This window comes from Micromonospora tarapacensis (assembly GCF_019697375.1).
In the GTDB taxonomy this organism is placed as follows: Bacteria; Actinomycetota; Actinomycetes; order Mycobacteriales; family Micromonosporaceae; genus Micromonospora; species Micromonospora tarapacensis.
Genome location: NZ_JAHCDI010000004.1, coordinates 4,532,941 through 4,559,119, shown reverse-complemented (window position 1 = coordinate 4,559,119; position 26,179 = coordinate 4,532,941). Strand labels below are relative to the sequence as shown.

Sequence of the window (26,179 nt, the reverse complement as noted above, 5' to 3'; positions counted from 1 at the left end):
TACGTGTCAAGCGGCCAGGGGTTGGGCGGCGGTCCGGTGGTGGTCCGCCTGCTCGTCGGCGAGGGCGTCGAGGCCGGCTTGGTGTCGGGCGCGGGCGAGGGCGGCGGCGGTGTTGGCGAGTAGGGCGTCTCCGGTGGTGATCCAGCCGGTGGCCTGGTAGCCGAGTTCGTAGATGACGCGTTCGGCTTGTTCGTCGTCCCAGGTGTGGGGGTGGCCTTCGGTGCGTCGCCAGATGGTGCGCTGGTGACGCAGGAAGCCGAGCGTCACGGAGAACGCACGGCTTTTGGTGGTGATGTGGCCGCCGTAGCCGAACTGGTGCGCCCACCGGCGTAGCCGCTGGTAGTCGGGGTGCTCGCCGATGTCCCAGCAGGCGCGGATGAGCCGGCCGAGGTGGGTGGTCGGGTCGCCGTGGATTTCCACGGTGAGGTCGTCGACGCGGCGCAGGCTCAGGCCGGTTACCTCGGTGCTTTTGGTGACGTACTTGGCGATGTAGCCGGTGATCTGGGCGAGGTTGACCTCACTGCCGGGGGCGTTGACGTGCTTGATGTCCAGGCCCTTGTCCCCCCAGCCGATCCGCCACCCCTGGTTGTTGTTGGCGGGGTGCGAGGTCGAGGTGTAGGCGGTCTTGACGAACGCGGCCCGCACGGCGGTTTCGAACATGTCCCGGCTGATGACGCGTGGGGGTGGGACGATCGCGCCGGGGCAGTCGGGGTTCTCGCCGTCGAGGCGGATCAGGGCGTGGTAGTGCACGACGCCGCGTACCTGGAATTCGTAGACCTTGATGTAGCGGCGGCGTAGCTCGACGCCGTGGGTGCGGCCGAGGCGGCGAAGTTCGCGGTCGACTTGTTGGATGGTGCGGCGCCACAGTTCGGGTGCTTCGTGGTTCCACACGACCTGGCCGTGGTGGTCGTAGCAGTCCAGACACAACGGCTGACCCAGGTGCGGATCGCCGGCCTTGTGACGTTGGCCGCAGCGCAGCTCTACGCCGTGGGGGCAGGTGCGGCCGAACGGGTGGCATGCCGAGGGCCGGCAGGTGCAGCCGTCCTTACGTCGGCAGTCGGCGGCGTGGACCTTGACCACCCGGTGATGCACCGGCCCGAACGACGGTGCGGTGGCGGTGAGGAAGATGGCGATGTGTTCGTGCAGGGGTGGGAGTCCCCACCGGTCGCCTTGCAGGCCGGCTTTGATCAGGTGGAACGTGTCGCGGCGGTACAGCTCCGCGCAGGACGGGCAGACCGACGCGCGGCGGTTGCCGCAGGGGGTGTAGATCGCCCCGTCGGGCATGTCATCGGTGTCGACGGTAGCCATCCGGTTGCCGTCGCCGTCGGTGACGTGGATCTGCCCGGCGAGCCGGATCGGGTGCTTGCACGCCGAGGCGGCTTTGACGTGGTTCAGCCAGTCGGGGTAGTCGGGGTCCTGGGCGCGGGCGCGTCCGGAGGCGACGGTGCGCGGGTCGTGGCCGCGTACCCACCCGTCGGCGGCGGGGTTGCGGGTGGTGCGGGTGGTGCGGGTGGGGGTGGCCCAGGGCCAGTAGCCGGTGTCTGCGTCGGCGCAGGCTCCCGTGCCCGAAACCGTGGTGGTTTCGGGCGCGAGAGGCAGCGTCGAGGACGTCACGCGGTGGCTCCCACAGCGGTGCCGTTGTGCGGTTGGTTGTTGACAGTCGGATCGATCAGGGCCGTGAGGATGTCAGCGGCCGTGCTGGTGGGTACGCGCAGCCGGACGGCGAGTTGGCCGGCGGTGATGGGCTCACCGTGGGCTTTCTCGTGTGCGGCGGCGACGATCCGGGCGTTGGGCAGCAGTGCTGCCGGTGGGCCGGTGGTGACCGTCGCGGGTACCGGGGTTGCCGTGCTCGGGTCCGTCACGGTGGTGTCCGGGCCGGGTTCGACCGTCGTCGTGGGTGCGGTTGCCTCGCCAGAGGTGGGCAGGTTGATGGGTTCGGGCGTCGGTTCGTTGGTGGGTTCGGGGTTGGTGGCCGGGGTCGCGGCGGCCGGGCGGACCGTCGGTGAGGCCGGGATGTCGGTTGACGGGGCCTCAGCGAGGGTGGCCGGCACCAGTGCCGGGACAGGGTTGGTGGGCCGGTTGGCGTGTTTGTTGGCGAGTAGCGCGGCGGTGGCCTTGAGCATCAGGCCATCGACGGCGAGGGGACCGAGCCAGACGACGAGGGTTTCCTCGTTGTAGTGGTCGAGTAGTCCGGACAGGTGCCGGTAGGACACGAACGCGGCGACCAGGGCCACGGGCGGGAAACCGACCCAGCGGAGCAGGTTCCAGCCCAGGCCGGTCGGCCAGGGGGTGCGGGCAAGGATCTCGATGGCGATGAACAGGAACAGCGGCCACACGATCGCCGAGATGACTTTGCCGGGTTCCGGGCTCCAGTTCTCCGGAGCATCCGGCGGGGCAATGAAGGAATGGGCGATGTTCGCGGCGACGGATACGAGTCCGCCCAAGGTGAGGCCGAGGTAGGCCCAGCCGGGCGAGGATCGATTGGTTGGCGTGGTCATGACGCCGCCCGAGCGGTGGGGGTGGGGTCAGCGAGCGGGGAGAAGGCGATGACGGTGACGTTGGTGCGGCCCCAGCCGCGAATCATCGTGGTGAGGTTGTCGATGTCGTCGTAGCCGGCGATGGGGGTGGCGGGCTGGTACTCGAAGTACTCGAAGGCGACGCCGTTGGCGGTGGTGTGGGTGAAGGTGACGTAGTAGCGCATGGTCGTGTCCTTTCGGCTCAGTGGCAGTCGAGGCAGGTGCCGGTACGGCGGGAGATGTAGTAGGGCTTGACCTGCTGGCAGTCGGGGCAGGTGCGCCGCGCGATGAGCGCCTTGTCGATGGCGGCACGTTGTGCCGGGGTGGCGGTCCGTTTGGGGAGCGCGAGGTCGAGTCGGTAGAGGTAGGCGATGCGCTTGCCGCGCCGCCAGAGGATTTGGGCGGCGGGTTCCTGGCCGCCTGGCCGCAGGTCGCGGGCACGCAGTTGCCGGCGGGTCAGTAGGTCGCCGGGGGCGAATTTGTAGGGGTAGGTCGGCAGGCCGTAGCGCTCGCCGGTCGGGTCGTAGAACACCATCGGGTCCTCCGAGTCGTCGTCGGCCTGGTCCTGGTCGTGGTCGTCGCTGGCAGGAGCGCTGCCGGTGGTGAGGGTGGGGTGTTCGTAGGTGTCGCGGTCGATGTCCTCGGGCAGGAACGCCGCGCCGCAGGCGGCGCAGACGATCGGGGCCTCTTCGAAGGCGGTTTGGGAGATGCGCAGTTTGCGCGGGCATTCGCACTCGGCCGAGATGCCGTTGTTGTTGTTCGTGCGGGTTTTGGCTTCCCCGGTCGGCTCGGGGTGCCGGTGCAACCGCAGGGCGTCGGCGAGACCCGCGATGGTGGCCTTGTAGCGGGCGCGGGTGATGTCGGTGAGGGTGCAGGGCGAGTAGCCGAGCTTGTCGTCCTTGGTGGTGGACAGGCCGAGTTCGGCGGCGAGGGTGGCGAATTTCTTGTTGTGCCAGCGGCCCTGTCGGGAGGTGTCCTGGATGCCTCGCACGTCGGCGAGGGCGTGGGTGGCTTCGTGGAGGAGGGTGGTGAACACGGCTTCCGGTTCGCGGGACAGCCCTTCACCGGAGATGAGGACTTCGGGGAGTTGCTGGTCGCCGGCTTGCCAGCGCAGGGCGGCGAAGTGGCCCCAGGTCATGCCCTGGTTCGCTTTGGTGGGTGAGCCGGAGCCGACCACGAGGACGGCGGCGGGAACGTCGGGGTGTTGGGCGCGGATCGCGGCCCAGCAGGATTCCAGCGCGGTGATCAGCGCGGCAGTGGAGACGTCGGTTTGACACGTACGTGTCACATCGGTGATCGAGGCAGGGAAGGTCATCGGGTCACCTCGGGAAGCGCGGTGGACAGCCGCTTGCCGGTCAGGTCGGCGAGCTGATTCGGGGTCAGAGCGTCGATCGCGCCGGGGATCTCGTGGCGTCGGCGACGCAGCAGAGGCCGCACCACGGCGGCGGTCGGGCACAGCGGCGTTGTGTCGCTGTAGGGGTGGCCGCAGCCAGGGCAGGCCACCGGCACGGGCAGACGGGCCGGGGTGTGCTCGGCCCAGAGGGTGACGAGCTGGGCGACGGTGACGCCCATACCGGCGGTCAGCAGCCGGCGGTCGAGGCGGGCGCTCATTGGGCGGCCCGCCAGGCGAGGAACCCGTCGCGGGTGGGGTGGCGCTCGGCCCAGGCGCAGGCGTCGGCGTAGGTTTCGAGGTCGTCCTCGGTGGCGTGGGTCCAGTCGTAGTCGTCGGCCGCGTCGCGCAGGGTGCCGATGACCTGTGCGGCGGTGCGGCCGGGTCGGTCGTTCCACTCGAACGGGTCGCCGCTGGGCTCGTCGTCGCTGTAGGGGCGGGCCGGGTCGGGGCCGAGATCGAGTAGGTAGTAGGACAGGGCGTCGAGGGCGCGCCGGTAGTCGCGGACGCCGGGGTCGGCTTTCTCGTCGTGCGGGAGAGGGATGCAGTGGCCGTAGGTGGCCATGCCGATCGCGCCGGACACGCAGGCCGGCGGGAACGGGGTGTTGGTGGTGAGGCCGTAGTAGACGCCTTGCGTCCAGCCTCGGAGTTCGAGGTAGCGGGCGGCGCAGCGCAGGATGTCGGCCGGGGTCAGGTCGGCCAGCGCACCGCTGGTGGGTAGGTTTTGGGTAGGGTTCATGGCGGCCACGTCCTTTCGTGGGCGGTGGTTAGGTCGGCAGACCGGGCAGCTTTTCCAGGGCTTTGGCCGGTCTGTCGGCCGTCTTCTATCGGTGGTGCAGGTGGAGCCGGAAGAACACCCGTTGCCGTCCGTCGTCGGTGGCGGTGGGTGCGGAGCGGTAGACCAGTGAGCCCGCGCGGCGGGCGATGGCGGTGAGTGCGGCGATGTCTTCGCTGTCGCCGATGAGCACCAGGTCCAGGACCCGGGTAGCGGGTGGCGTCTGCGTTTTCATGCCGCCGCTCCGAGGGTGTGGTTGGTGCGGCGGGTCCAGGTGGCGTAGTCGGCGACGCGGATGATGTCGGTGTCGGTCATGTAGGCGGCCTTCACGCGGTTGGGGATGCCACCTTCGGCGATGAGGTAGCCCTCGCCCTGGTTGTTCGGGTCGATGCTGTTGGAGGAGAAGCCGCGGGCGTACCAGCCGTGTCCGAGCACGATGTCGGAGGACACGTCGTTGGTGCAGCGGCCAGCGAACCGCCAGGCGAACAGGTCCCGCAGCGACGGCGGGATGATGTCCGACGACGGGCGTTGCGTGGCGGCGGCGACGATGATGCCGACGGCGCGGCCACGGGCGACGATGTCGCGTAGCAGCGCGGCGAACAGGTCCTGGTCCTTCTTGTCTCCGGCGGTGGCGGAGAAGTAGGCGATCTCGTCGCAGGCCACGAGGATCTGACCGAACAGGTCGTTGGGGCCGATCTTCCGGCGGCGGTGCGACAGCAGGAACGAGTACCGGTTGTCCATCACCGCCTGCACCCGGCGAAGGGTGCGGATGGCGAGGTCCATGTCCGGGCCGACGAACACGTCGGCGACGTCCTTCCACAACCCGAGTTCGACCTGCTTGCCATCCAGCAGGCACAGCCGCACATCGGGGCACAGAGCGGCGTGCCCGACGATGGTGTTCAACAGCGACGACTTACCCGCGCCGGGCTCGCCACCGATGAGGATGTTGCGGTAGATCATCGGCAGGTACGTCGGCTGACCGAACTCATCGATGCCGAGGAACACCGGATCGAAGATGGACAGGCCCGCGCCGACCGGCACCGTGTCCGGCGGCTCGCGGTGGGTGGGTAGTTCCAGGGTGTCGGTGAGGTCCACGACGATGCTCCCGAGGATGGGGTTGACACGTACGTGTCACAGGTGGGCAGGGTGGGAGGGGCGCGGACGCTTGACCCGCAGGTGGGTGCTCGGTCCGCGCCGTCCCGGTTGGTTAGGCGTAGTCGGAGGGGTCGAACCCGGACGGGCTCGTCTCGGTGGTCGAGGTGTTGCGCGGTTTGCGCGGCCGGGCGGTGTCAGCCGGCACAGGGGCCGGGTGGTCCGGCACGTCGGGCAGGTCCAGGCCGACAGGCGGCATGCCCGGAGACGTCGGAGCATTCGACGGAATATCGGCCGGTACGTAGTCCGGCAGCGGCGACACGATCGTGTGCGCGAGGGGTTCACGGCGGGTGATGTCCACCCGGACCAGCGCCGCGTACTTGCGGTTGGCGCGCATCACGCGGACCTCGTTGGCCCAACACGCCACGGCCAGCTTCTGCACCTGGCCGTCCTGCTCCAAGTCACGGAGAGAGAGGCCGGGGCGTAGCCACACCCAGACCCGTTCCCCGGCCGGGGTCGGACGGGCGAGCAGGATCAGCGGCAGCGACCCGTGCCGGTTCGTGGCGAGGAACGCCGCGAAACACAACCGCAGCCGATGCCGCACGATCAGACACCACGCCCAGGACACGATGCGGCGGCGGACCGGACCGATCGCGGCCGGCACACCCACGACCAGGGCGACGATCAGCAGCGACAGCCACATGGGTGTCGACTGCATCAACGCCACCCAGCCGTAGACCACGGCCAGACCGACCAGGATCTCCGGTAGCCAGTGCCAGAACACGCGCAGCACCGGCCACGCCACGATCAGCGCGAACACCACCGCGCCCAGCACGACGCCGAGCAGGACGCCGGCCACGGCACCCAGGATCGGGTGCAGGTAGTGCGACAACACCGTCGCGGCGAGCAGGCCAACCACGGCGGAAGTGACCCAGAACGCGATCACGGCCCGACGACGGTACGAGCGGGCGATCGGAGCCTCGATGACAGTGACAGTCCCACCACGGTTCGACCAGCCGAACGGGGACCGCGAACTAGACTTGCGCACGACAAGTCCTCCCAACTCAGGGAAACGGATTTGTTGACAGGACGCGGGGTCGCAGACGACGCCAATCAACGGCGACCCCGTGTCCACCCATCAGCGATGCTGTGCGGAGCCGGTCACGGACGACCGGGTGCTACTTCGTGTCGGTCTCGATCGGGCGCAGACCCGCAGCCTTGAACGCGACACCGTGACGGGTCTTGCCGTCCCGGTCGTTGACCCAGGGCAGCGCCTCCAGGTCCAGCGGCAGCACCGGCTGACGCACCGCCACCGGCGGCACCGTCGGACTCACCACCGTCACGTTGATGACCTCCGCACTGCCCTCCGACAACGCGTACAGGTGCACCGTCCACATCGGCTGCTTCGTCTCCCGGTCGAACTTCTGCTGACCGTTCTGGTCCAGCTTCGGAACCGGATTCACCGACACCTCGTACGACACCCGCGACGTGTCCAGCATCAGACGTCCCATGACTGACTCCTTCTCAACTGGGGCTTGCCCTCATTGGGCTAGTGCCCGATGCAGACGAAGCTAACAGTTGATATGTGATCAGAGCAACTGTTAGGTCCAAGATTCTTTCGAGTGTCCCGGCGATCTAGCCGTGACCTGCGCCTTCTCGCACAGGCGTTCTGATAGGTAACTGGTAGCCTCAGGGCCTACCAGCGCCATGTCAACGACGGGAACCCCTGATGTCATCGCCCGACAAGCGCCTCACGCGCACAGAAGCGCTTCACCAGCAGGTCGCTAGGCACCTCCGGAACGAGATCGATGCCGGCGCACTGCGGGATGGTGACGTCTTGCCCTCGACGCGAGAGCTAGCCGAACAGTGGGACGTCAGCGTCTTCACCATCACCGAGGCCATGAAGCTGCTCGCGGCCGAAGGGCTAGTCGCCAGCAAGTCGCGCTCAAAGAGAGTCGTCGTTGCGCCTGCCACAGAACGCCGGCCGGATGCACGACTAGCTCAGCCTCAAGTGGTCCTCATCGGCGGCTACGCCGGCAGCGGCAAGACTGAGTTGGGCCGGATGCTTGCCAGGGAGACCGGCTGGCCGATCCTGGATAAGGACACGTTGACTAGACCCGTTGTCGAGGCCGCGCTACAAGTGCTGGGCCAGTCGCCGCACGACCGGGAATCAGCAACCTATTTTGACCTGGTGCGGCCACGAGAGTACGAGGCCCTCATTGCCGCTACCGACGAGAACGTGCAGTGCGGGAACAGTGCGATTGTCACGGCCCCGTTTATTCGGGAGTTCCACGACCTAGCCTGGATCAAGCGCAGGCAGGCCGCCTACAAAGATATGGGCGCTAGCACCGCCCTTGTTTGGGTCTACTGTGACGCCGATACGATGCAGACCTATGTTCGACATCGCGGAGCTGCCCGTGACGCAGCCAAGCTTGCTGACTGGCCGCAGTACCTGACTTCGATCGATATTGAGTTCCGTCCGCCGGTCGACCACGTCGAAGTAGACAATTGCGCGTCGGGTCGTCCGCTGCAAAGTCAGGCCCGAGAGCTGCTCAAGACCATCATTGGCGGGTGAGCATGCGCTACGGCCTCGTGCTGTACGGGCCTCCCGCATCGGGGAAGGACACCGTCACCGCTGCTCTGTGCGAGTTAGATCCCCGCTATCGACACTTCCAGCGCTTGAAGGTCGGCCCAGGGCGAGTAACCGGGTATCGGATGACGACGCTCGAACACCTGGCACGCCTCAAGGAAGCCGGTTCGATTCTCTGGGAGAACGCACGGTACGGTGCCGTGTACGTGGTTGATCGCCCATCACTCGTGAGGACTGAGGAAGGCACGGTCCCTGTCGTCCACCTCGGTCAGGTGGCGGCGGTGGATGCCGTCACACGGGGAGCGCCAGAAATCAGTTGGGTGGTCGTGCAGCTCTGGTCAGACCGGCAGACTGCCGCTACACGGATTGCCGAGCGAGCGACAGGGGACACATCCGCCAGGCTTCGGGCATGGGACGAGACCGAACGACTGGACAACGCCGATCTGACGATTGATACAGCGGCTGTCTCACCAGCAGACGCAGCGGGTTTAATCCATAGGGCAGTGTCCAGTCGGCAGCTGAGTCGCCGCAGCGCAGCACGCGGATGATGTGAGAACTTTCTGTACGAGATCAAGGCGGCCCGCTTCGCAGGCCGCTCGCGCCGCCGAACCAGGGCCGGGCCTGCCGGCCGCCGCCGACGCCTTAGGCCTTCGGCCACGGCGTCGTCGGTTCCAGCCCGCCGGCGGCGCGACATACGAAGAAGCCCCGGGCCGCCATGGTCGATGGCAGGTCCGGGGCTTCCTGTCGGAGAGTCACAAGAGCAGTGCCTCCGGCGGGGTGCTCGGGCGCTCTGGGATGGTGGCGCCATCCCGACAACCTTCGTCCGGGCAGAGCCGAGTGGGTGGGGCCTGCCTGGTCAAGGTCGTTCAGCCGCTGGGTGCTCCACCTTGACCAGGCAGGCCCCACCCACTCCACGGTGTGCGGACGAAGGCCGACGGGATGGCGAGAATGCGCTGGGGCGGCGGTTACTTCGACGCCTCTTCCTGGGCCTCGTGCATTTTGCGTTTCGCCTCCTTCAGGCGCTGTTCGTGATGCGCCAGCCTCGCTTTCAGTTCGTTGGCCAAAGCTTGGGACTCTGCGAACTGCTTCTCAAGGAGGGCTGCTCTTGCCTCTGCATCCCTATTAGCATCTAGCGCGTGATGAGCATGTGCTGCAGCGGTGGCCGCCTCCTGTCGTGCTCTCTCCATGGCCTGGTAAGCCTGGTCGGCGCGTTGCGCTAACGCAATAGCGTCCGACCGTGCAGCCGAATCTCGGTGTTCGATATCTCGTTCAATATTGCGCACCCGGGTTACTAGCTCGGCAAGCATGTCTTCTGAGGAGCGCCGAGGTTTGCCCGGAGATACCGCCGCAGTCGATGCTTGGGATACTGCCCGTTCGAGCTGTGGCCACATTGCCTCGAACAAGGTATCGATGCTTTCCCGCAATCTCGGGTGTTCGGCAAGCTCGCTCAGCTCGTAAACAAGACGGCGCAAGCCCTCCTTGTCCAGCTTTCGTGCTTGGAAAGCCTGCAACGGCGAGGTAATGTCCGACGGTTCCAGGTCAATGCAGAGAGGGACGACCCGCGCCCGTTCTAAGCCCTTAGCAAGAGCGCCAGCTTCGAACATCAGCCATGGGGCAGCTTGGTTCATCCGTGTCACGCAAACAATCCCGAAGTTAGTTGCGTCGAGCGAGTGAGCGATGGAATCGTTCCATCTCGTACCGCTTTGGATCTCTTCGTCGGACATCCAGGGCTCAACATGCTGGACGACCACGCCGAGCCACTCCCGCAATGCCCGAGCCACCTGGCGGCTCGGTTCGCCACTCCAAGAGATAAAGATCTTCAAGTCGTTCCCTCCTGCGGTCCAGACTGAGGGTACGGATGATGCGGGCTCGATCGTGCACCCGACGGTTCGGATCTCGTCGTCGGTTGGTGGCTAGCGCTCGCAAGATCATGCCGTGCCCAGGCCGTTCAATGAGAGCCAACGACGACCATCGTTGACCATCCATCTCAGGCGTAGCAGCAGCTCGGAGCCGCAGCCGTCCGGTTTGATCGATTACGCCCCCGGTCTAGATCAATACCGCTGGAAGTGTGTCTGGCGCCGTGGTCAGCGTGGTCGGTCTCTTCGAGTAGCCGCCGGACGCGCCGGATCGGTCGGGAGCGGCAAGATCATCCGGTACAGATCCGGTACAACCGAGAGCAGCCAACGGCGACAAACGTTGGCAGGCGTCAGCAGATCCCGCGCTGGTCGGAGCGTCGATCGGTCCGATTGATGATGTTCGCTCGTCACCGTGGGTGTAAGGGGTTCAAATCCCCTCAGCTCCACCACAAAGCAGCAGGTCAAGGGTGGGTTCTCGAATGATCCAGGATTCATCCTTGATCATTTTTCCATCAGGCGTCCGAGGCTCAGCCGGTGGCACGTGGCGGACGTCGATCGCCATCGACGGCGGCGCGACCGCCTGAGCGGATCCGAGCGGCACTGCGATCAGGTGATTGCGCCCTCAGGCGGCGTCCTCGGCGCGAGCCACGAAGCGTGAATCGGCCGACGAAGATGTTACCGGCTGAATACTCTCAAGTGTCGATCTCTTGACGGTGCAGGGATGTTAACGCTATCAATTCGGTAGCGCGGTACGGACTGCGGTGACGAGAGGTGACGAGACATGCGACTGACGCTCCACCGCAGGAGACCGATGGCCGCGATCGCCGCCCTGATGATGGCGGCGACCGCCGCCCTGGTGGGACCGGCCGCCCCGGCGTGGGCCGCCGCCGTCACGTTCACCAACCCGTTGGCCGAGCAGCGCGCCGACCCGCACATCTACCGGCACACCGACGGCTACTACTACTTCACCGCGACGGTGCCGGAGTACGACCGGATCGTGCTGCGCCGTGCCACCACCCTCCAGGGCCTCGCGACCGCCACCGAGCGGGTGATCTGGCGCCGGCACGGCAGCGGCGAGATGGGCGCACACATCTGGGCTCCGGAGATCCACCGTATCGACGGCAGGTGGTACGTCTACTTCGCCGCCGGTCGGACCGAGGACATCTGGGCCATCCGGCCGTACGTGCTGGAGAGCAGCGCCGCGAACCCCCTCGACGGGCCGTGGGTCGAGAAGGGGCAGCTCCAGCCGGCCCGCGGCAGCTTCTCGCTCGACGCGACCACTTTCGTCCACAACGGACAGCGTTATCTGGCCTGGGCGGAGTACGCCGGCAGCAACTCGAACATCTACCTGGCCCGCGCGGTCAACCCGTGGACGTACGCAGGCACCCCGGCGCTGATCGCCACCCCCACGTACGCCTGGGAGACCCGGGGTTACCGGGTGAACGAGGGACCGGCGGTGCTGATCCGAAACGGCCGGGTCTTCATGACCTATTCGGCGAGCGCCACCGATGCGAGCTACGCCGTCGGCCTACTCACCGCCGCGGCCGGCAGCAACCTGCTCAACCCGGCGTCGTGGAGCAAGCGCGCCACGCCGGTGCTGGCCAGCGACGGCCGGACCGGCCAGTACGGGCCCGGCCACAACTCGTTCACCGTCGCCGAGGACGGCAGCGACGTGATCGTCTACCACTCCCGCAACTACGAGCGGTACCTCGGCAACGGCTACGACCCGCTCAGCGACCCGAACCGGCGGACCCGTCTCCAGCGGATCTACTGGAACGCCGACGGCACCCCGAACTTCGGCGTACCGGTGCCGGACGGCGCCACCCCGGTCCGGCTGCGCTCGCACGACCAGCCGGACCGCTACCTGCGGCACTGGGAGTTCCGGGTCCGGCTGGAGCCGAACGTCACCAACCTGGCCGACTCGCAGTTCCGGATCGTCGCCGGCCTGTCGAACTCCTCGGCGATCTCGCTGGAGTCGACCAACTATCCCGGTTACCACCTGCGGCACCGTAACCACCAGCTCTGGGTGGAGCGCAACGACGGGTCCAGCCTGTTCCGGCAGGACGCGACGTTCAACCGCCGGGCCGGTCTGGCCGACGCGGCGAAGGTGTCGCTGGAGTCGGTCAACTTCCCCGGCCAGTACGTCCGCCACCGCGAAGGGCTGCTCTACCTCGAAGCCGTGCCGGACGCTACCGGGCGCGCCTCGGCGACCTTCGCACTGGACTAGGGCGCGGGTGTCGGGGGGCATGCCTAGACTCCCGCGGCATGGCGGCGGTGACCTTTGTAGACGAGAGCACGGCTGGTGCTCGTACCCCCGGGTGGGCTCTGCGGATTTTCGAGGAGCGGCTGACACTGCGCGAGCTGATCCGGCGGCGGATCCACCAGGAGGTGGCCGAGTACAACGCCGCCACTCCGGCGCCGCGTCGGCTGCTGGTGCAGCCCACCTCGACCGAGCGGGCGCTCAACGGTGACCCGGCCGAGCAGCCGCGCCGCCGGGTCTCCGCGGAGCGGCAGGTGGCCCTCGCCGAGGAGGCGTTCGGCCGCAACGGCTTCGTGGTGCTGGTCGGCGACCGGCAGGTCGAGGAGCTGGACGACGAGGTCGACCTGTGCCGCGACACCGAGGTCACCTTCCTCAAGCTCGTCCCGCTGGTCGGTGGCTGATGACCACCACCACCGACGCCACCTGGCACGTCATCCGGGTGCGTGACCTGGTCGCCGCCGCCGACTTGCCGGCACTGGCCGGTCACCTCTACGCGCAGGCCCGGCTGTGCCGGGACAACCCGGAGGTACGCGCCGCGCTGCGCCCGCTGTCCCGGCCCGACGTCGCCCGGCTGGTGCAGGCCATGGTCGCCGTCCATCGCCGGGACCGGACCCGGACCTGGCCGGCGCTGGAGCTGATCGGGCAGTTGGCCCGCCGGCTGCCCGCCGACCTGACGCCGGAGCAACTCCAGGATCTCGCCGCGTACGCCGTCGAGGAGCCGTACTCGTTGTCGCCGACCGCGCTGGAGATTGTGGCGCGCGGGATGATCGCCGCCGGTCCGCTCACCGCCGAGCTGGTGGAGGTGTTGGTCGACCGCGCCAACGAGAGCCAACGGCTGCGGCAGCTGATGTTCGAAACTTCCGGCCCGCAGCTCGACCCGAAGGACCCGTGGGCCCGGCAGATCCGCACCGAGCTGCCCACCCTCGACCCGGCGTGGCGGCGGCTGGTCGGCCACGCCTGCACCGCCGCCACGGCCCGGCCGACGGTCCGCTGGTCGTCCGATGCGTCCCGGCTGCTCACCGCGATCGACCCGGCCGAGACGAGGGAGGTCCTCGGTCGCTGGCTTGCCGCCGCCACCCGTACTCCGCACGAGCCGCCGACGTCGGTCAACGCGGATCTGCTGCGCGGCCTGCTCTGGCTGGTCGCGCGGACCGGACCGGCGCCGGAGCAGGTACGCCGGATCGGTGGCCTGGCCGAGGCGATGCTGCGCCGGCTGCCCGGCATCGGGCCGGCCTGCCCGAAGGTGGCGAACGCGGCGGTCGGGGTGCTCGGGCGGCTCGACGGCGAGGCGGCGCTGGCGCAGCTCGCCCGGCTGTCGGCCCGGGTCACCTACAAGGGCACCCGCAACGAGATCGACAAGGCGCTCGACGCCCGCGCCACCGCGCTCGGCATCAGCCGGGACGAGATCGAGGAGTTGGCCGTCCCGGACTACGGCCTGACCGGGGTGGGCCGGCACGAGGTGACCCTCGGCGGCTGCCGCGCCGAGCTGCTGGTCGGCCCCACCGGCCCCACCGTCGTCTGGCACAACGAGTCCGGCCGGCAGGTGAAGAGCCCACCGGCGACGGTACGCCGCGAGCACGCGGCGCAGCTGGCCGACCTGAAGGGCCTCGCCAAGGAGGTCACCGGCATGCTGGCCGCCCAGGCGGCCCGGCTGGACCGGCTCTTCCTGGCCCAGCGGCACTGGACACTCGTCGCGTGGCGGCAGCGCTACCTGGATCACCCACTGGTCGGCGCGCTGGCCCGCCGGCTGGTCTGGCTGGTCGACGGGGTGCCCTGCGGCTGGGCCGACGGCTCGCTGTGGACCATGGACGACACTCCGGTGACCGCCGGCGACGACGCCGAGGTGCGGATCTGGCACCCGATCGGCCGGCCGGTGCCGGAGGTCGTCGGCTGGCGAGAGTGGTTGGAGCGGCACCACGTCGTCCAGCCGTTCAAGCAGGCGCATCGGGAGGTCTACCTGCTCACCTCCGCCGAGGAGGCCACCGGCACGTACTCCAACCGGTTCGCCGGGCACATCCTGCGCCAGCATCAGTATCATGCGCTGGCCGCGATCCGGGGCTGGACCGACCGGCTCCGGCTGATGGTCGACGACGCCTACCCGCCCACCCTGCGCGAGCTGCCCGGGTGGGGCCTGCGCGCCGAGTACTGGGTGGAGGGGATCGGCGACGACTGGGCCGCGGACACCACCGAGAGCGGGTCGTACCTGCGGCTGGTCACCGACCAGGTGCGCTTCTATCCGATCGCCGCCGCGCAGAACACCTCGCACGCCTCCGGCGGCGGCTACACGTCACAGCGGTGGACGGGCACCGCACCGGCCGACCCGTTGCCGCTGGACCGGATTCCGCCGCTGGTGTTCAGCGAGATCATGCGGGACGTGGACCTGTTCGTCGGGGTGGCCAGCGTCGGCAACGATCCGACCTGGTCGGACGGGGGCCCGCAGGGCCGATTCCGGGACTACTGGGCGTCGTACAGCTTCGGGGAGCTGTCCGCGACCGCCGAGACCCGGCGCGAGCTGCTGGCCCGGCTGTTGCCCCGGCTGGCGGTGGGGCGGCGGGCCCGCATCGACGGCCGGTTCCTGGTGGTCGACGGCGACCTGCGGACGTACCGGATCCACCTGGGGTCAGGCAACATCCTGATGAGCCCGAACGACGAGTATCTCTGCATCGTGCCGGACCGGGGCGCGGGCCGGACGGGCGAGCAGCCGTTCCTGCCGTTCCAGGGTGACGGCATGCTCGCCGTCATCCTCAGCAAGGCGATGCTGCTGGCGAAGGACGCCGAGATCACCGACCCGACGATCAACCAACAGATCAGGTCCGCCGTGGCATGAAGCTCCCGCGATCTTGGTACGGAACGGCCCTTCCAGGGGCAGTTTCGTACCAAGATTCGGGGCTTCCGTACGGTGGCCGGCGAGGCCTGGCGATCGCCCGCTCCTGATGCAGAAGCTCACCCGATGGGGGCGCGCCGGGTGGCAGGGCGGCGGGTGAGGGCGAAGCCGACCACGCCGGCCACCCCGGCCAGTACGCCGCCGGCGGTGGTCCAGATCCAGCGGGAGCCGGCGTCGGGCAGCCAGCCGCGGGGCGAGAACATGTTGCTGACCACGAGGCCGACGGTGGTGACGGCCGGAGGCGCGCTGGCCGCCGGAGTCGGCGTCGCGTCGGCGTCGCGGCCGGCGTCGCCGTCGTTTTCGGCGGCCGACCAGCGCAGGCCGGCCGAGACGACGTCGGTGCGCCCGCTGCCGGCGTCCACCCCCCGGACGAGTTCCCGGCCGTCGGTGGCGGTGGCCCGCAGCAGTACGCCGTGGTCGCGGTTGACCGGCCGGTCGAGCGCCACGCTGACCGAGGCGCGTAGCTCCTGACCCGGCCGCACCGGCACCCGGTACCAGCGGTGCTCGGAGACGATCTCTTGTTGATCACCGGGCGGAGTGTAGCGAGGTCCATTCCGGACAGAGACTCCGGTCGGGTGCCGTGTGCCCGCCGCCCCGGTCAACGCCCGGACGCCGCGCGGGTCAACGCCCGGACGCCCGCTCGGGTCGAGGCTCAGAGCCGGTCGGCGACCTGACGGGCGACGGCTTCCAGCCCCTGCCGGTTCTCGGCCGGATCGTTGAGCCGGACCAACCGGACCGTGACCCACTGGCCGCTCTTGTGGACGTAGACGCTGTCGTCCTCGGCGTAGGCCTCGTCGCCGATCCCCGGCAACTCGCGCAGCTCGTGACCGAGGTTGCGGTTGACGTCGAGGATCTTCTTCGCCCCGGCGCCGACGAAGACCTCCACCTGGGCGGTCGGCCCGGACGGTGGCGCGGTGTAGGTGCAGGTCGCCTTGACCTTCCTCGGCTCGGCGAGGGGGACGCCGGCCAGTTGTTCGGCCTCCTGTCGCGAGACCAGGAGGCAGGGGTCGATGGCGGCCGGGGCGGCTGCCGCGGTGGGTGTGTCGGCCGTCAGCCCGCCGTCGCTCAGCGGGTCGCCGTCGGTCAGCGGGTTGCTGGCGGCGGGTGGATCGCCCTCCGGTTGCCCGGCCGGGAACGGGTTGGCGTCACCGCCGCATCCGGCGACCGCGAACAGGATGGCGGCCAGCCAGGTCAGGGTCAACGAGCGGGTGGGGCGCGCGGGTGCCGCCGCGGTACGAGGTGCTGCCATGACCAGCCCTTCCGATGGGTGTGGGTTGGCGACGGGCGACGGCCGGACAAGCTCGCCACCAATTTAGATAGACAGTAGTCCATTCTCATGACTGCCGTCTAGTCAATAGTCCTGTGGGCAGGTGACAGCCACGTCGGCGGCGGTGGTGTCGCTAAGTGGTGCCGGGAGTGACGTCAGCCCGAGGACGTCGCCGGGAGCGTGGCGGCGGTGCGTACCAGGCCGTCGTCGACCGCGAAGCGGCCGGTGACCAGCGACGGTGGGTGGGTGGCCGTGGCGGCGGCCACCCGGGCCGGCGCGATCCGCGCGGTGAACGTCCCGGCGTCGGGGTCGACCCGCACCAGCGCGTCGCGGAAGTCGAGCCAGTGGCCGACGATCGGGTGCCAGACCTTGTAGACGGTCTCCTTCGCGCTGAAGATCACCGCCGACCAGGAGATGCCCGGTGGCAGCCGCGCGCACCACTCGTCCTCCTCCGGCAGGCAGATCAGGCGGCGTACCCCCGGGCTGAGTTCCTTGTGTCGCTCGGCGTCCATGCCGACCGCCCGGATCTCGCTGCTGCGGGCGACGGCGGCGGCGCAGTAGTCGCGGGTGTGCGTGATGGTGCCGACCACCCCGGCCGGCCAGACCGGTGAGCGGTCGGCGGCGGCCGGTACGGCGGCCGGCGGCAAACCGAGCGTGGCCATCGCGCGTCGGGCGCAGACCCGGCCGGCGGTGAAGTCACGCCGGCGGCTCTGCACCGCCCGCTCCCCGAGGCAGGCCGCCTCCGTGGCGTACAACTGCCCGATCCAGTCGTCCGGCTCGGCCACGGCCACCGCGACGGCGGGCGGAAGCAGGTCACGCACCGCCGGCTCCGCGGTGGTGCTTTCGGCCGGCGCTACCGGTACCGTCGGCCGGCGACGATTGAAGCTCTGGGTTGGTGCAATGCGTACGGCGGGTCGCGGCGGCCATGGTTGGTCAACGTACCGCAGCGGTGTAACACGGTTGCGTCTCCCGAGCGCTGTTGGTGCGCACGGGCAGGTACCGACCGGCGGCGGGTGCCACCCGCCGCCCGAGCTGGAGACGGAAGGGAGCGCGATGACGGGTGTTGCGGATCGCTCGGGTGTCACGACGGTCGAGGCGGACGGAATCGCACCGCTGACGCGGCTGGGCGAGCATGCCCCGGTGGCGCCCGACTGGACGTGTGGCACCTGTGGCGACGACTGGCCGTGTGCGCCGAAGCAGGACCGGCTGCTGACCGAGTACGGCGCCGACCGGGCGATGCTCAGCGTCTATCTGGGCGCCTGCCTCGCCGCAGCCGCCGAGGATCTGCACGCCGGCGGCTCGACGTCGTTGCAGGACCGCTTCTTCGGTTGGCTGCCCCGCCGCGCGAGGCGGCACTGAACCTCGCTGTCGTCCCTGGATGCAACGATTCAGCGCCGCCAGGAACAGAGGTTCCGGCGCAGCGCAGAGTCCGAGCAGGATCACTCAGCGGTCGCGGTGGGCTGGATCTTCACCGGTCGGGGCCTACGTCGGAAATCTGACCTGCGCCGCCCCGTTGTGCCACTCGTCGTCGGTGGTTAAGCTGCTGGTGCGCGCCCCAATCGCCCGCTTCCCCCGTGGCAGGCGATCGGGGCGCGCCCTATTTCCCAAGGGGCGCCGCCGTTCACCGAGAGGGCCCGCACGCCGCGCGTGCGGGCCCTCTTCGTGTCAGATCCAGCGACCGCCCAGCCACATCCGCGCCGACCAGTCCTCGTACGGCAGCACCTCGCCCACGAAGATCGGATAGAAGTACGCGAAGCAGAGCACGACGAGCACCACGTAGGCGCCGGCGATCACGCCACCGACCAGCCGGCGGTCCCGGCTCGCCTCCTCGTCGGCGCCGCCCACCGGGCGGGTGCCGTCCGGTCCCGCCGGCGAGGCGATCGCGCCGAGCACGTAGACCACCGCGAGCACGAGGAACGGCAGCGCGGGAGCGGCGTAGAAGGAGAACATCGTCCGGCCGTCGAGGGCGAACCAGAACCAGGGCAGCAGCCCCGCCGCCGCGCCGAGCAGGATCGCACCGGCCCGCCAGTCGCGGCGCGCCAGACCCAGCCACACCACCGCCACCAGGGCGGGCAGGAACGACCACCAGAGCAGCGGGGTGCCCAGCAACAGCACCTCGGAGGCACAGCTCGCCGCGCCGCAGGGGCCGTCGCCGGACCAGGCGAACGCCACCGGCCTGCCCAGCAGCAGCCACTGCCACGGCCATGACTGGTACTTGTGCGGATCGTCGAGTTGGCTGTGAAAGCCCAGCGCGGCCTGGTGGTACTGAACCAGGTTCCACAGCGGACCGATGATCGGCGTGTCGCTGAGGCCGGCGTCCGGGTACCGCTCGGCGAGCCGGTAGTAGCCCTCGTGGCTGAGCAGCCAGCCGGACCACGTCACGACGTAGGTGACCACCAGCACGGCACCGGCGAGCACCATCCAGGGCACCCCGTCGAGCAGGGTGGCGCGCCAGGGCCGGCGCACCCCGCGGAGCGGCGGGCGCCGACGTCCCAGAGGAACATCAGCAGCGCGAAGGCGGGAACGAAGAACAGCGCGCTCCACTTCACCGCGAAGGCGCAGCCGAGCAGCATCCCGGTCGCCAGCCGCCACCAGGGCCAGTTCCGCCAGCCGGTCGGCGGGCGGCCGGCGCGTCCCCGGGCGGTCGGATCCAGCCCGGCCTCCAGTGCCCGGGCCCAGCGCCGGCGGGTCGCGTCCCGGTCGAGCACCAGCGCGCCGAAGGCGGCCAGCACGAAGAAGAGCAGGAAGATGTCGAGCAGCGCGGTGCGGGACAGCACCAGGTGGAAGCCGTCGACCGCGAGCAGCAGGCCGGCTGCGCAGCCGAGCACCGTGGAGTGGAACATCCGGCGGCCGATGCGGACCAGCAGCAGCACCGAGAGGGTGCCGAGCAGCGCCGCCGAGAAGCGCCAGCCGAATTCGGGCGAGGTGGTGAACAGGTGGCCGGGCACCGAGATGCCGTGCTCGGCGTCCGAGTAGCCGAAGGCCCATTCGCCGAAGCCGATCAGCCACTTGCCCAACGGCGGGTGGACCACGTACGACGGTCCGCCGTCCTTGTAGTTCCACTCCACGCCCTTGTCGACCAGGGCCCAGCCGTCCCGGGCGTAGTAGATCTCGTCGAAGATCTTTCCGGACGGTCGGCTGAGGTTGGCGAACCGGAGAACCGCCGCGATCGCGACCACCACCGCGGTGGCCAGCCACGAACGGCTGTCCAGCCCGGCCTCGACGGTGGCAAGCCGACGCCGGATCGTCGCCGGCAGGCCATCGCCCGCCGGCACGTCACCGCCCGGCCGCCCGCCACCACCCGCCGGGTCGGTGGAAGTGTCCGTGGTCGCTGTCTGCTCCGGCCGCGGCTGCTCCGGGCCCGCGCTCTGCGCTGTCGACGCACTCGTCACCCGGCGATCGTAGGCTGCGGAGGGGGTCGATGGCGTCTGTCGTCCCCGAATCCGGAACGCACGTCGATGAAGGAGTACGCACTCGTGGGTGAAATGTCCGAAACTGGCCGCCTGGTGTTGCTCGGTGCGCCGCTCGGCAACCCCGCCGACGCCTCCACCCGGCTGCGCCAGCTGCTGGCCGCCGCCGACGTGGTCGCCGCCGAGGACACCCGCCGGCTCAGCCGGCTCGCCCGCGACCTCGACGTGACGATCCCCGGGCGGATCGTCTCCTACTTCGAGGGCAACGAGGAGCGGCGTACCCCGGAACTCGTCGACGTCCTCGCCGCGGGATACGTCGTCGCACTGGTCACCGACGGCGGCATGCCCAGCGTCTCCGACCCCGGATACCGGCTGGTCCGGGCGGCCCTGGAGGCCGGGATCCCGGTCACCGCGGCACCCGGGCCCAGTGCCGTCACCACCGCCCTCGCCCTGTCCGGCCTGCCCTGCGACCGGTTCTGCTTCGAGGGTTCCTGCCGCGCGGCCCCGGCGCCCGCCGGGCCCGGCTACGCGCGCTGGCCACCGAGGAACGGACGCTGGTCCTCTTCGAGGCGCCGCACCGCATCGCCGCCGCGCTGACCGACCTGGCTGACGCGTTCGGCTCCGACCGACCCGCGGCGCTGTGCCGCGAGCTGACCAAGACGTACGAGGAGGTGCTGCGCCGCCCGCTCGGCGAACTGGCCCGGTGGGCCGCCGAGGGCGACCCGCGCGGCGAGATCACCCTCGTGGTGGCCGGCGCCCCCGCCACGCCGGCGACCCGCCCGGACGACGACGCGCTGCGCGCCGCGGTCGCCGAGCGGGAGGCGGCCGGGCAGACCCGCCGGGACGCGATCACCGACGTCGCCACCGGGTACGGGCTGCGCCGCCGCGACGTCTACGCCCTGGTGCACCAGCGGTAGCGAAGGGGCCCCGGGCCGCGGCAGCGCCACCGGGGTCTACCAGGCGGCGGCGAGGAAGCCGAGGGTGGTCAGCAGCGGGCCGGCGAGCGATGCGGTGACCGCCCAGCGTCGGGCGACCGGGTCGGGCAGCCGGGTCGCGCCCGTCCACCGGGCGATGCCCACCGCACAGCCCAGCACCGTCAGCAGGCCGAGCAGCCAGCGCAACTGGGCACCGGCCCCCCGGTCGGCGTACGCGATGCCGCCGTCCGGGCCGGTCACCCGGGCCGGCAGGGCCGTCCCGGTCGCCGTCCGGTGCCCGGGTACCCCGCTGACCCGTACGCCGTGCGTCCGGAACTCCTCGTCCGCCGCGGTGAAGATGCCCCGGCACCGCTGGCTCAGGCCGTCGCCGCTGCACCCGGTCAGGACCACCGTGCCCGGCGTGGCATGCCCGACCGCGAGCCAGAACGGGCCGGCGCTGACCCAGGCGAAGAACGCCGCCGCGAGGCTCAGCCCGATCAGCGCGGCCAGCCCCGGCAGCGGATCCGGTGGGCGGCTGGCTCGTTCCCGGCGGCGGCGGACCGGCCAGACCCGGCGCCACCACGGGTTGCCGGGTGCCTCCTGCCGCACCGGTGTGCCGTCCCAGTGCACCTCCTCGATGGGCGCCCAGGAGGTGTCCTCCGCCGGCGTACCGTCGCCGGAGGACCAGCCCCGGCGGACCCGGCGGCCCGCCGACCGGACCGGGACCCGGCGCGGCAGCGTGTCCGCCGGCGCGCCGGTCGTCGGCTCCACCTCGACGCCGTCGCGCGCCGCCTCGACACCGCGCCGTTCCAGCTCGTCGGCGGCCGGGTCGCCGGCCTCGGCCCCGGCCGGCGCCACGCCCTCCGGCGCCGCCGGGGACACCGTGCGGGGCTGCGGTGCCACCGGATGGGTGCGCGGCGGCGCCGTGGCCTCCGGCCGGGTGTCGGTGGGCGGGCCGTCGTCGTGGTCTCGGGTGGCTCGGCTGCCAGTCACGCGGTTCATTGGACACCGACAACGGCGACTGACCTGGCAGCTCAGACGCGTGTCGGCGACAAATCGGACTATCGGCCGGCGGCAGATGGGCCACTCCGGCGGCCGGGGAGGTCTATTGGTTCGCGGTCACTCCCGACGGGTCACTAGGCTTTCTGCCCATGAGTCACGTTCTCGCGGCAGTGGCCTGGCCGTACGCCAACGGCCCACGCCACATCGGCCACGTCTCCGGTTTCGGCGTTCCCTCCGACGTCTTCGCCCGATACATGCGGATGGCCGGCCACGACGTGCTCATGGTCTCCGGCACCGACGAGCACGGCACCCCGATCCAGGTGCAGGCCGACGCCGAGGGGTCGACCCCGCGCGAGCTGGCCGACCGGTACAACCGGGTGATCGTGAAGGACCTGCACGGGCTGGGTCTGTCCTACGACCTGTTCACCCGTACCACCACCGGCAACCACTACGCGGTGGTGCAGGAGCTGTTCGAGGGGATGCACCGCAACGGCTACATCGTGCCGAAGACCGCGATGGGTGCCATCTCGCCGTCCACCGGCCGCACCCTGCCCGACCGGTACATCGAGGGCACCTGCCCGATCTGCGGCTACGACAGCGCCCGCGGCGACCAGTGCGACAACTGCGGCAACCAGCTCGACCCGATCGACCTGATCGACCCCCGGTCGAAGATCAACGGGGAGACGCCGAAGTTCGTCGAGACCGAACACTTCTTCCTCGACCTGCCGGCGCTCGCCGACGTGCTGCGGCAGTGGCTGGACACCCGGGACGGCTGGCGCCCCAACGTGCTGCGGTTCTCCAGGAACCTGCTGGACGACCTCCAGCCCCGGGCCATCACCCGCGACCTGGAGTGGGGCGTACCGATCCCGCTCGACGGCTGGCGCGAGCGCACCGACAAGCGGATCTACGTCTGGTTCGACGCCGTGATCGGCTACCTGTCCGCGTCCGTCGAGTGGGCCCGCCGCTCCGGCGACCCGCAGGCGTGGCGAAAGTGGTGGTCCACCGACGGCGAGGGTAAGGACTCGCGGTCCTACTACTTCATGGGTAAGGACAACATCGTCTTCCACTCGGTGATCTGGCCCGCCCTGCTCGCCGGCTACTCCGGCGAGGGCAGCCACGACGGCGAGCCGGGCCAACTCGGGCGGCTCAACCTGCCCACCGAGGTGGTCTCCAGCGAATTCCTGACCATGGAGGGGCGCAAGTTCTCCTCCTCCCGCCGGGTCGTCATCTACGTCCGGGACTTCCTCGAACGCTACGACGCCGACGCGCTGCGCTACTTCATCTCGGTGGCCGGGCCGGAGAGCAACGACACCGACTTCACCTGGGCCGAGTTCCTCCGCCGCAACAACGACGAACTGGTCGCCGGCTGGGGCAACCTGGTCAACCGGTCCGTCTCGCTGGCGGCGAAGAACTTCGGTGCGATCCCGCCGATCGGCCCGGACGGGCTCACGGAGGCCGACGAGGAGTTGCTGGCCGTGGCGCGCGCCGGCTTCGGCGCGGTCGGCGACCTGATCGCCCGCCACCGGCAGAAGCAGGCCATCGGCGAGGCGATGAAGGTGGTCGCCGAGGCCAACAAGTACCTCTCCGACCAGGCCCCGTGGAAACTCAAGAGCGAAGCGGACAAGCCCCGGATGGGCACCGTCCTGCACGTCGCCCTCCAGGTGGTCAGCGACGCCAACACGCTGCTCACCCCGTTCCTGCCGCACTCCGCGCAGCAGGTCCACGAGTTGCTCGGCGGCACCGGGGTGCACGCACCGATGCCGGTCGTCGAGGAGGTGGCCGACCTCGACGGCGGCCCGGCCTACCCGGTGCTGACCGGGGACTACACGCAGGGCGCACGCTGGGAGTCGGTGCCACTGGAGGCGGGTCGGCCACTGGCGGCGCCCAAGCCGGTCTTCCGCAAGCTCGACCCGAAGATCGTCGACGAGGAACTGGCCCGGCTCGGCGGCTGAGGCGACGCCCTACGCCCGGCGGGCGCGGCCCGTGACACGGGGCCGCGCCCGGCGCGTCAGTCGGTGCCGCGGGTCAGGCCCGCGCCATCGACGGCGATCCGATGAACTCCATGATCGCCTGGTTGACCTCGTCGGCGTTGGTCCAGGGAGTGCCGTGCGGCGCACCCTTCAGGGTGACCAGCCGACTGTCGGCGAGCATCGGCTGTAGCCGCTGGCCGGTCTTCGGGTACGGCAGCACGTTGTCCTTGTCACCCTGCACGATCAGCACCGGCACGTCGATCCGCGACACGTCGGCCCGGAAGTCGGTGCCCCAGGAGTCCACCGAGTCGTACGTGGCCTTCGCCGAGGCCATCACACCGATCTCCCAGTGCGCCCGGTACGCCTCCTCGCTGACCAGCTTGCCCTTGTTCTCGCTGTAGTTGAAGAAGGTGTTGCAGAATTGCGTCATGTAGGCGAACCGGTCCTGCGCGATCGCCTGCTTGAACCCCTCGAAGACGCTCGCCTCCACGCCCTCCGGGTTGTCCGGCGCCTGCCGTAGGTAGGGCGCCAGGGGCGCCAGCAGCACCGCGCGGTCGACCCGCTCCGAGCCGTACGCACCGAGATAGCGGGTCACCTCACCGGTGCCCATCGAGTGGCCGACCAGGATCGTGTTACGCAGGTCCAGTTCGGCCATCAGCACGTCGAGGTCGGCGGCGAAGGTGTCGTAGTCGTACCCGAACGTCGGTCGCGCCGAATTGCCGTAGCCGCGCCGGTCGTACGTGATCACCCGGTACCCGGCATCGAGCAGCGGTCCGGAAACCTTCTCCCAGGTCGCCCCGTTGAAGGGGAATCCGTGGATCAGCACGATCGGCTGGCCCGAGCCGTGGTCCTCGTAGTACAGATCGATTGGCGCGGAGTTCTCCGTGCCGACGGTGATGAAGGGCATCTCGTCCTCCTGTCCAGGGTGGGAGACCGAGCCTTCCCCGGCGGAGGACCGTTATTCCTGCACCGCCCGACCCCGTGCGGGGCCAGGTCAGAGGAGGTACGGGTGGTCCACCACCTGGTCGTCGGTGACCTCGACGCCCGGGGCCCACGCCTCGTAGACGCCCCGTTCGTGGCACTGTGCCCCGATGGTGGCGACCACGTCCGGGTCGGGGCGGCGCAGCCGCAACCGCAACCAGCCCGCCTCCTCCCGGAGCACCAGGCACGGAACCCCCCGCCAGGACGCCAGGCGTAACCGTCGGCCCACCCCGTCGACCGGGTAGCGGGCCGCCCGGGTCAGCGCCAGCACCCGGAAGTCGCCGGGCAGGTCGGCCACCGCCTCGTACTCCCCGCCCGCGTACGTGCCGACCAGCCGGGTGGAACGGGGTGCGTCCCCGGTCGGCACGTACTCCTGGTCCGGCGACAGCCCCGGCACCGCGGCGAGCAGGTGCCGCCACTGCGGCCCGACCATCCGCAGCCAGCCACGCTGCTCGGCCTGGTAGGCGTAGAGCACCACCTCCACGCCCTCCGCCGGATAGGCCAGCAGCGTGGCGTTCGCCGGCATCGGCAGGTCGGCGAAGTCCCGGGTGACGAACTCGGGGATCAGATGGTTGCTGCTCGGCGTGAACCCGGTGCCCAGCACCGCCGGCCCCAACCGGTCGCGGGCACCCAGCGCGGCCAGCCCCGGTACGCCGCGCCCGCGGGCACGTCGTAGTCACCCGGGTCGGCGGCGCGCCACCGCAGCGCGTACGTCACGTCCACGCCCTCCCGGCCGCCCCCGCCGTCGGTCCGCAGCACCGTGGTGGACGCCGGGGTGCGCAGGTGCGCCACGTCGTGCTCCCGGTAGCAGAAGCCGTGCGGCAGCCATCCCCGCACGTGGCCGGCGAGCTGCCGGGCGGAAAGGATCTTCATCATCCGGGTGCCGCGTCGCACGCCCGCCGTCGCGCGTACCGCCGTGACCAGCGGGTCGTCCGCGGCGGCCGGCTGTTGGGCGAGCCGGTGCACGTCCGACCAGCCCCGCTCCCGGTGCAGCGGCACCAGCAGCGGCGACTCCGGATCCTCGGCGTGGTCACCCGCCCCGTGTACGGCGCTGACCTCGGTGACGTGCACGAACCGTCGCCACGGCAGCGCCGAGTGCGGCCGGGGCACCCACTCGAAACCGGCCACCTCGTCGGCGCTGAACAACTCGTACGCCGCGCCGCGGGCGATCTCCTCGGCCGGATAGAGCGCGCCGCCGTACGCCACCCGAAGGCCGGTCCGCTCCTGCGCCGCGTCTTGCGCCCGGGGAGTGATACTCACGTCGTCATCTCG

General features: G+C 70.1%; 21 protein-coding genes and 4 pseudogenes. 7 read left to right on the top strand and 18 right to left on the bottom strand.

The features are described 5' to 3' along the window. Positions 1–6: 6 nt before the first annotated feature. The 10 genes from KIF24_RS26690 to KIF24_RS26645 all read right to left on the bottom strand — a co-directional run bounded on the left by KIF24_RS26690 (position 7) and on the right by KIF24_RS26645 (position 7,284). Complete coding sequence (locus KIF24_RS26690) at positions 7–1,614, bottom strand: replication initiator (protein ID WP_221086381.1); 1,608 nt, start codon at positions 1,612–1,614, stop codon at positions 7–9. After that, on the bottom strand, positions 1,611–2,498 hold the full coding sequence (locus KIF24_RS26685; RefSeq protein ID WP_221086380.1) for a DUF2637 domain-containing protein: 888 nt from the start codon (positions 2,496–2,498) through the stop codon (positions 1,611–1,613). The genes KIF24_RS26690 and KIF24_RS26685 overlap by 4 nt, the downstream gene beginning before the upstream one ends. Then, positions 2,495–2,701 carry a hypothetical protein gene (locus tag KIF24_RS26680; protein ID WP_221086379.1) on the bottom strand — a complete coding sequence of 69 codons (207 nt, stop codon included), beginning with the start codon at positions 2,699–2,701 and terminating at the stop codon, positions 2,495–2,497. Before KIF24_RS26680 ends, KIF24_RS26685 begins: the two co-directional genes overlap by 4 nt. A 17-nt stretch (positions 2,702–2,718) precedes the next feature. Then, positions 2,719–3,051, bottom strand: coding sequence for an RRQRL motif-containing zinc-binding protein (locus KIF24_RS26675; RefSeq protein WP_221087561.1), 333 nt, complete (start codon positions 3,049–3,051; stop codon positions 2,719–2,721). Positions 3,052–3,827: 776 nt separating this feature from the next. Further along, the gene (locus tag KIF24_RS26670) at positions 3,828–4,127 is read right to left on the bottom strand and encodes a hypothetical protein (protein ID WP_221086378.1); all 300 of its coding nucleotides are present in this window, start codon (positions 4,125–4,127) and stop codon (positions 3,828–3,830) included. Next, positions 4,124–4,645: a DUF6197 family protein gene (locus tag KIF24_RS26665; RefSeq protein ID WP_221086377.1), complete on the bottom strand. Its 522-nt coding sequence runs from the start codon at positions 4,643–4,645 to the stop codon at positions 4,124–4,126. Before KIF24_RS26665 ends, KIF24_RS26670 begins: the two co-directional genes overlap by 4 nt. An 85-nt stretch (positions 4,646–4,730) precedes the next feature. Further along, a complete protein-coding gene (locus tag KIF24_RS26660) occupies positions 4,731–4,916 on the bottom strand; it encodes a hypothetical protein (RefSeq protein ID WP_221086376.1) in 186 nt (61 codons plus the stop codon). Beyond that, positions 4,913–5,776 (bottom strand): FtsK/SpoIIIE domain-containing protein, encoded by an 864-nt coding sequence (locus tag KIF24_RS26655; protein ID WP_221086375.1) that lies wholly within the window; start codon positions 5,774–5,776, stop codon positions 4,913–4,915. The genes KIF24_RS26660 and KIF24_RS26655 overlap by 4 nt, the downstream gene beginning before the upstream one ends. A gap of 112 nt (positions 5,777–5,888) precedes the next feature. Then, complete coding sequence (locus KIF24_RS26650) at positions 5,889–6,719, bottom strand: hypothetical protein (protein ID WP_331461291.1); 831 nt, start codon at positions 6,717–6,719, stop codon at positions 5,889–5,891. 232 nt (positions 6,720–6,951) lie between these two features. Then, the gene (locus KIF24_RS26645; RefSeq protein ID WP_221086373.1) at positions 6,952–7,284 is read right to left on the bottom strand and encodes a hypothetical protein; all 333 of its coding nucleotides are present in this window, start codon (positions 7,282–7,284) and stop codon (positions 6,952–6,954) included. A gap of 218 nt (positions 7,285–7,502) precedes the next feature. Here KIF24_RS26645 and KIF24_RS26640 point away from each other — a divergent pair, with 218 nt between their 5' ends. After that, positions 7,503–8,348 carry a GntR family transcriptional regulator gene (locus KIF24_RS26640; protein WP_221086372.1) on the top strand — a complete coding sequence of 282 codons (846 nt, stop codon included), beginning with the start codon at positions 7,503–7,505 and terminating at the stop codon, positions 8,346–8,348. 980 nt (positions 8,349–9,328) lie between these two features. Here KIF24_RS26640 and KIF24_RS26635 read toward each other — a convergent pair. Continuing rightward, positions 9,329–10,186 carry a toll/interleukin-1 receptor domain-containing protein gene (locus tag KIF24_RS26635; protein WP_221086371.1) on the bottom strand — a complete coding sequence of 286 codons (858 nt, stop codon included), beginning with the start codon at positions 10,184–10,186 and terminating at the stop codon, positions 9,329–9,331. 814 nt (positions 10,187–11,000) lie between these two features. Here KIF24_RS26635 and KIF24_RS26630 point away from each other — a divergent pair. Genes KIF24_RS26630 through KIF24_RS26620 form a run of 3 tightly spaced genes read left to right on the top strand, consistent with a single transcriptional unit; the run spans position 11,001 to position 15,306 of the window. Further along, positions 11,001–12,446 (top strand): family 43 glycosylhydrolase, encoded by a 1,446-nt coding sequence (locus tag KIF24_RS26630; protein WP_221086370.1) that lies wholly within the window; start codon positions 11,001–11,003, stop codon positions 12,444–12,446. A 38-nt stretch (positions 12,447–12,484) separates the two neighbouring features. Next, positions 12,485–12,880, top strand: coding sequence for a hypothetical protein (locus tag KIF24_RS26625; RefSeq protein ID WP_230415911.1), 396 nt, complete (start codon positions 12,485–12,487; stop codon positions 12,878–12,880). Next, positions 12,880–15,306: a DUF4132 domain-containing protein gene (locus KIF24_RS26620; RefSeq protein WP_221086369.1), complete on the top strand. Its 2,427-nt coding sequence runs from the start codon at positions 12,880–12,882 to the stop codon at positions 15,304–15,306. Before KIF24_RS26625 ends, KIF24_RS26620 begins: the two co-directional genes overlap by 1 nt. Positions 15,307–15,422: 116 nt before the next feature. On the opposite strand, the pseudogene KIF24_RS26615 reads toward KIF24_RS26620, so the two are convergent. The 3 genes and pseudogenes from KIF24_RS26615 to KIF24_RS26605 all read right to left on the bottom strand — a co-directional run. Further along, positions 15,423–15,884: pseudogene (locus KIF24_RS26615) on the bottom strand (VWA domain-containing protein); the annotation flags it as partial. A 131-nt stretch (positions 15,885–16,015) separates the two neighbouring features. Then, positions 16,016–16,612 carry a hypothetical protein gene (locus KIF24_RS26610; protein WP_230415910.1) on the bottom strand — a complete coding sequence of 199 codons (597 nt, stop codon included), beginning with the start codon at positions 16,610–16,612 and terminating at the stop codon, positions 16,016–16,018. Positions 16,613–16,785: 173 nt separating this feature from the next. Beyond that, the gene (locus tag KIF24_RS26605; RefSeq protein WP_221086368.1) at positions 16,786–17,451 is read right to left on the bottom strand and encodes a 4'-phosphopantetheinyl transferase family protein; all 666 of its coding nucleotides are present in this window, start codon (positions 17,449–17,451) and stop codon (positions 16,786–16,788) included. Between the two features lie 232 nt (positions 17,452–17,683). Here KIF24_RS26605 and KIF24_RS26600 point away from each other — a divergent pair, with 232 nt between their 5' ends. Continuing rightward, positions 17,684–17,989 (top strand): hypothetical protein, encoded by a 306-nt coding sequence (locus KIF24_RS26600; RefSeq protein ID WP_221086367.1) that lies wholly within the window; start codon positions 17,684–17,686, stop codon positions 17,987–17,989. A gap of 306 nt (positions 17,990–18,295) precedes the next feature. Here the strand turns inward: KIF24_RS26600 and KIF24_RS26595 are convergent. After that, positions 18,296–20,022 (bottom strand): annotated as a pseudogene (locus tag KIF24_RS26595) (dolichyl-phosphate-mannose--protein mannosyltransferase). Between the two features lie 66 nt (positions 20,023–20,088). On the opposite strand from KIF24_RS26595, the pseudogene rsmI reads away from it, so the two are divergent. After that, positions 20,089–20,957: pseudogene (gene rsmI / locus KIF24_RS26590) on the top strand (16S rRNA (cytidine(1402)-2'-O)-methyltransferase). Between the two features lie 36 nt (positions 20,958–20,993). Here rsmI and KIF24_RS26585 read toward each other — a convergent pair. Next, positions 20,994–21,956, bottom strand: coding sequence for a hypothetical protein (locus KIF24_RS26585; protein ID WP_230415909.1), 963 nt, complete (start codon positions 21,954–21,956; stop codon positions 20,994–20,996). Between the two features lie 149 nt (positions 21,957–22,105). Here KIF24_RS26585 and metG point away from each other — a divergent pair, with 149 nt between their 5' ends. Next, entirely contained in the window at positions 22,106–23,908 is a 1,803-nt protein-coding gene (gene metG / locus KIF24_RS26580) for a methionine--tRNA ligase (protein ID WP_221086366.1), read from the top strand. A 73-nt stretch (positions 23,909–23,981) separates the two neighbouring features. Here the strand turns inward: metG and KIF24_RS26575 are convergent, their stop codons facing one another. Next, complete coding sequence (locus KIF24_RS26575) at positions 23,982–24,833, bottom strand: alpha/beta fold hydrolase (RefSeq protein WP_221086365.1); 852 nt, start codon at positions 24,831–24,833, stop codon at positions 23,982–23,984. Positions 24,834–24,920: 87 nt separating this feature from the next. Next, positions 24,921–26,167 (bottom strand): annotated as a pseudogene (locus KIF24_RS26570) (hypothetical protein). Positions 26,168–26,179: the final 12 nt, after the last annotated feature.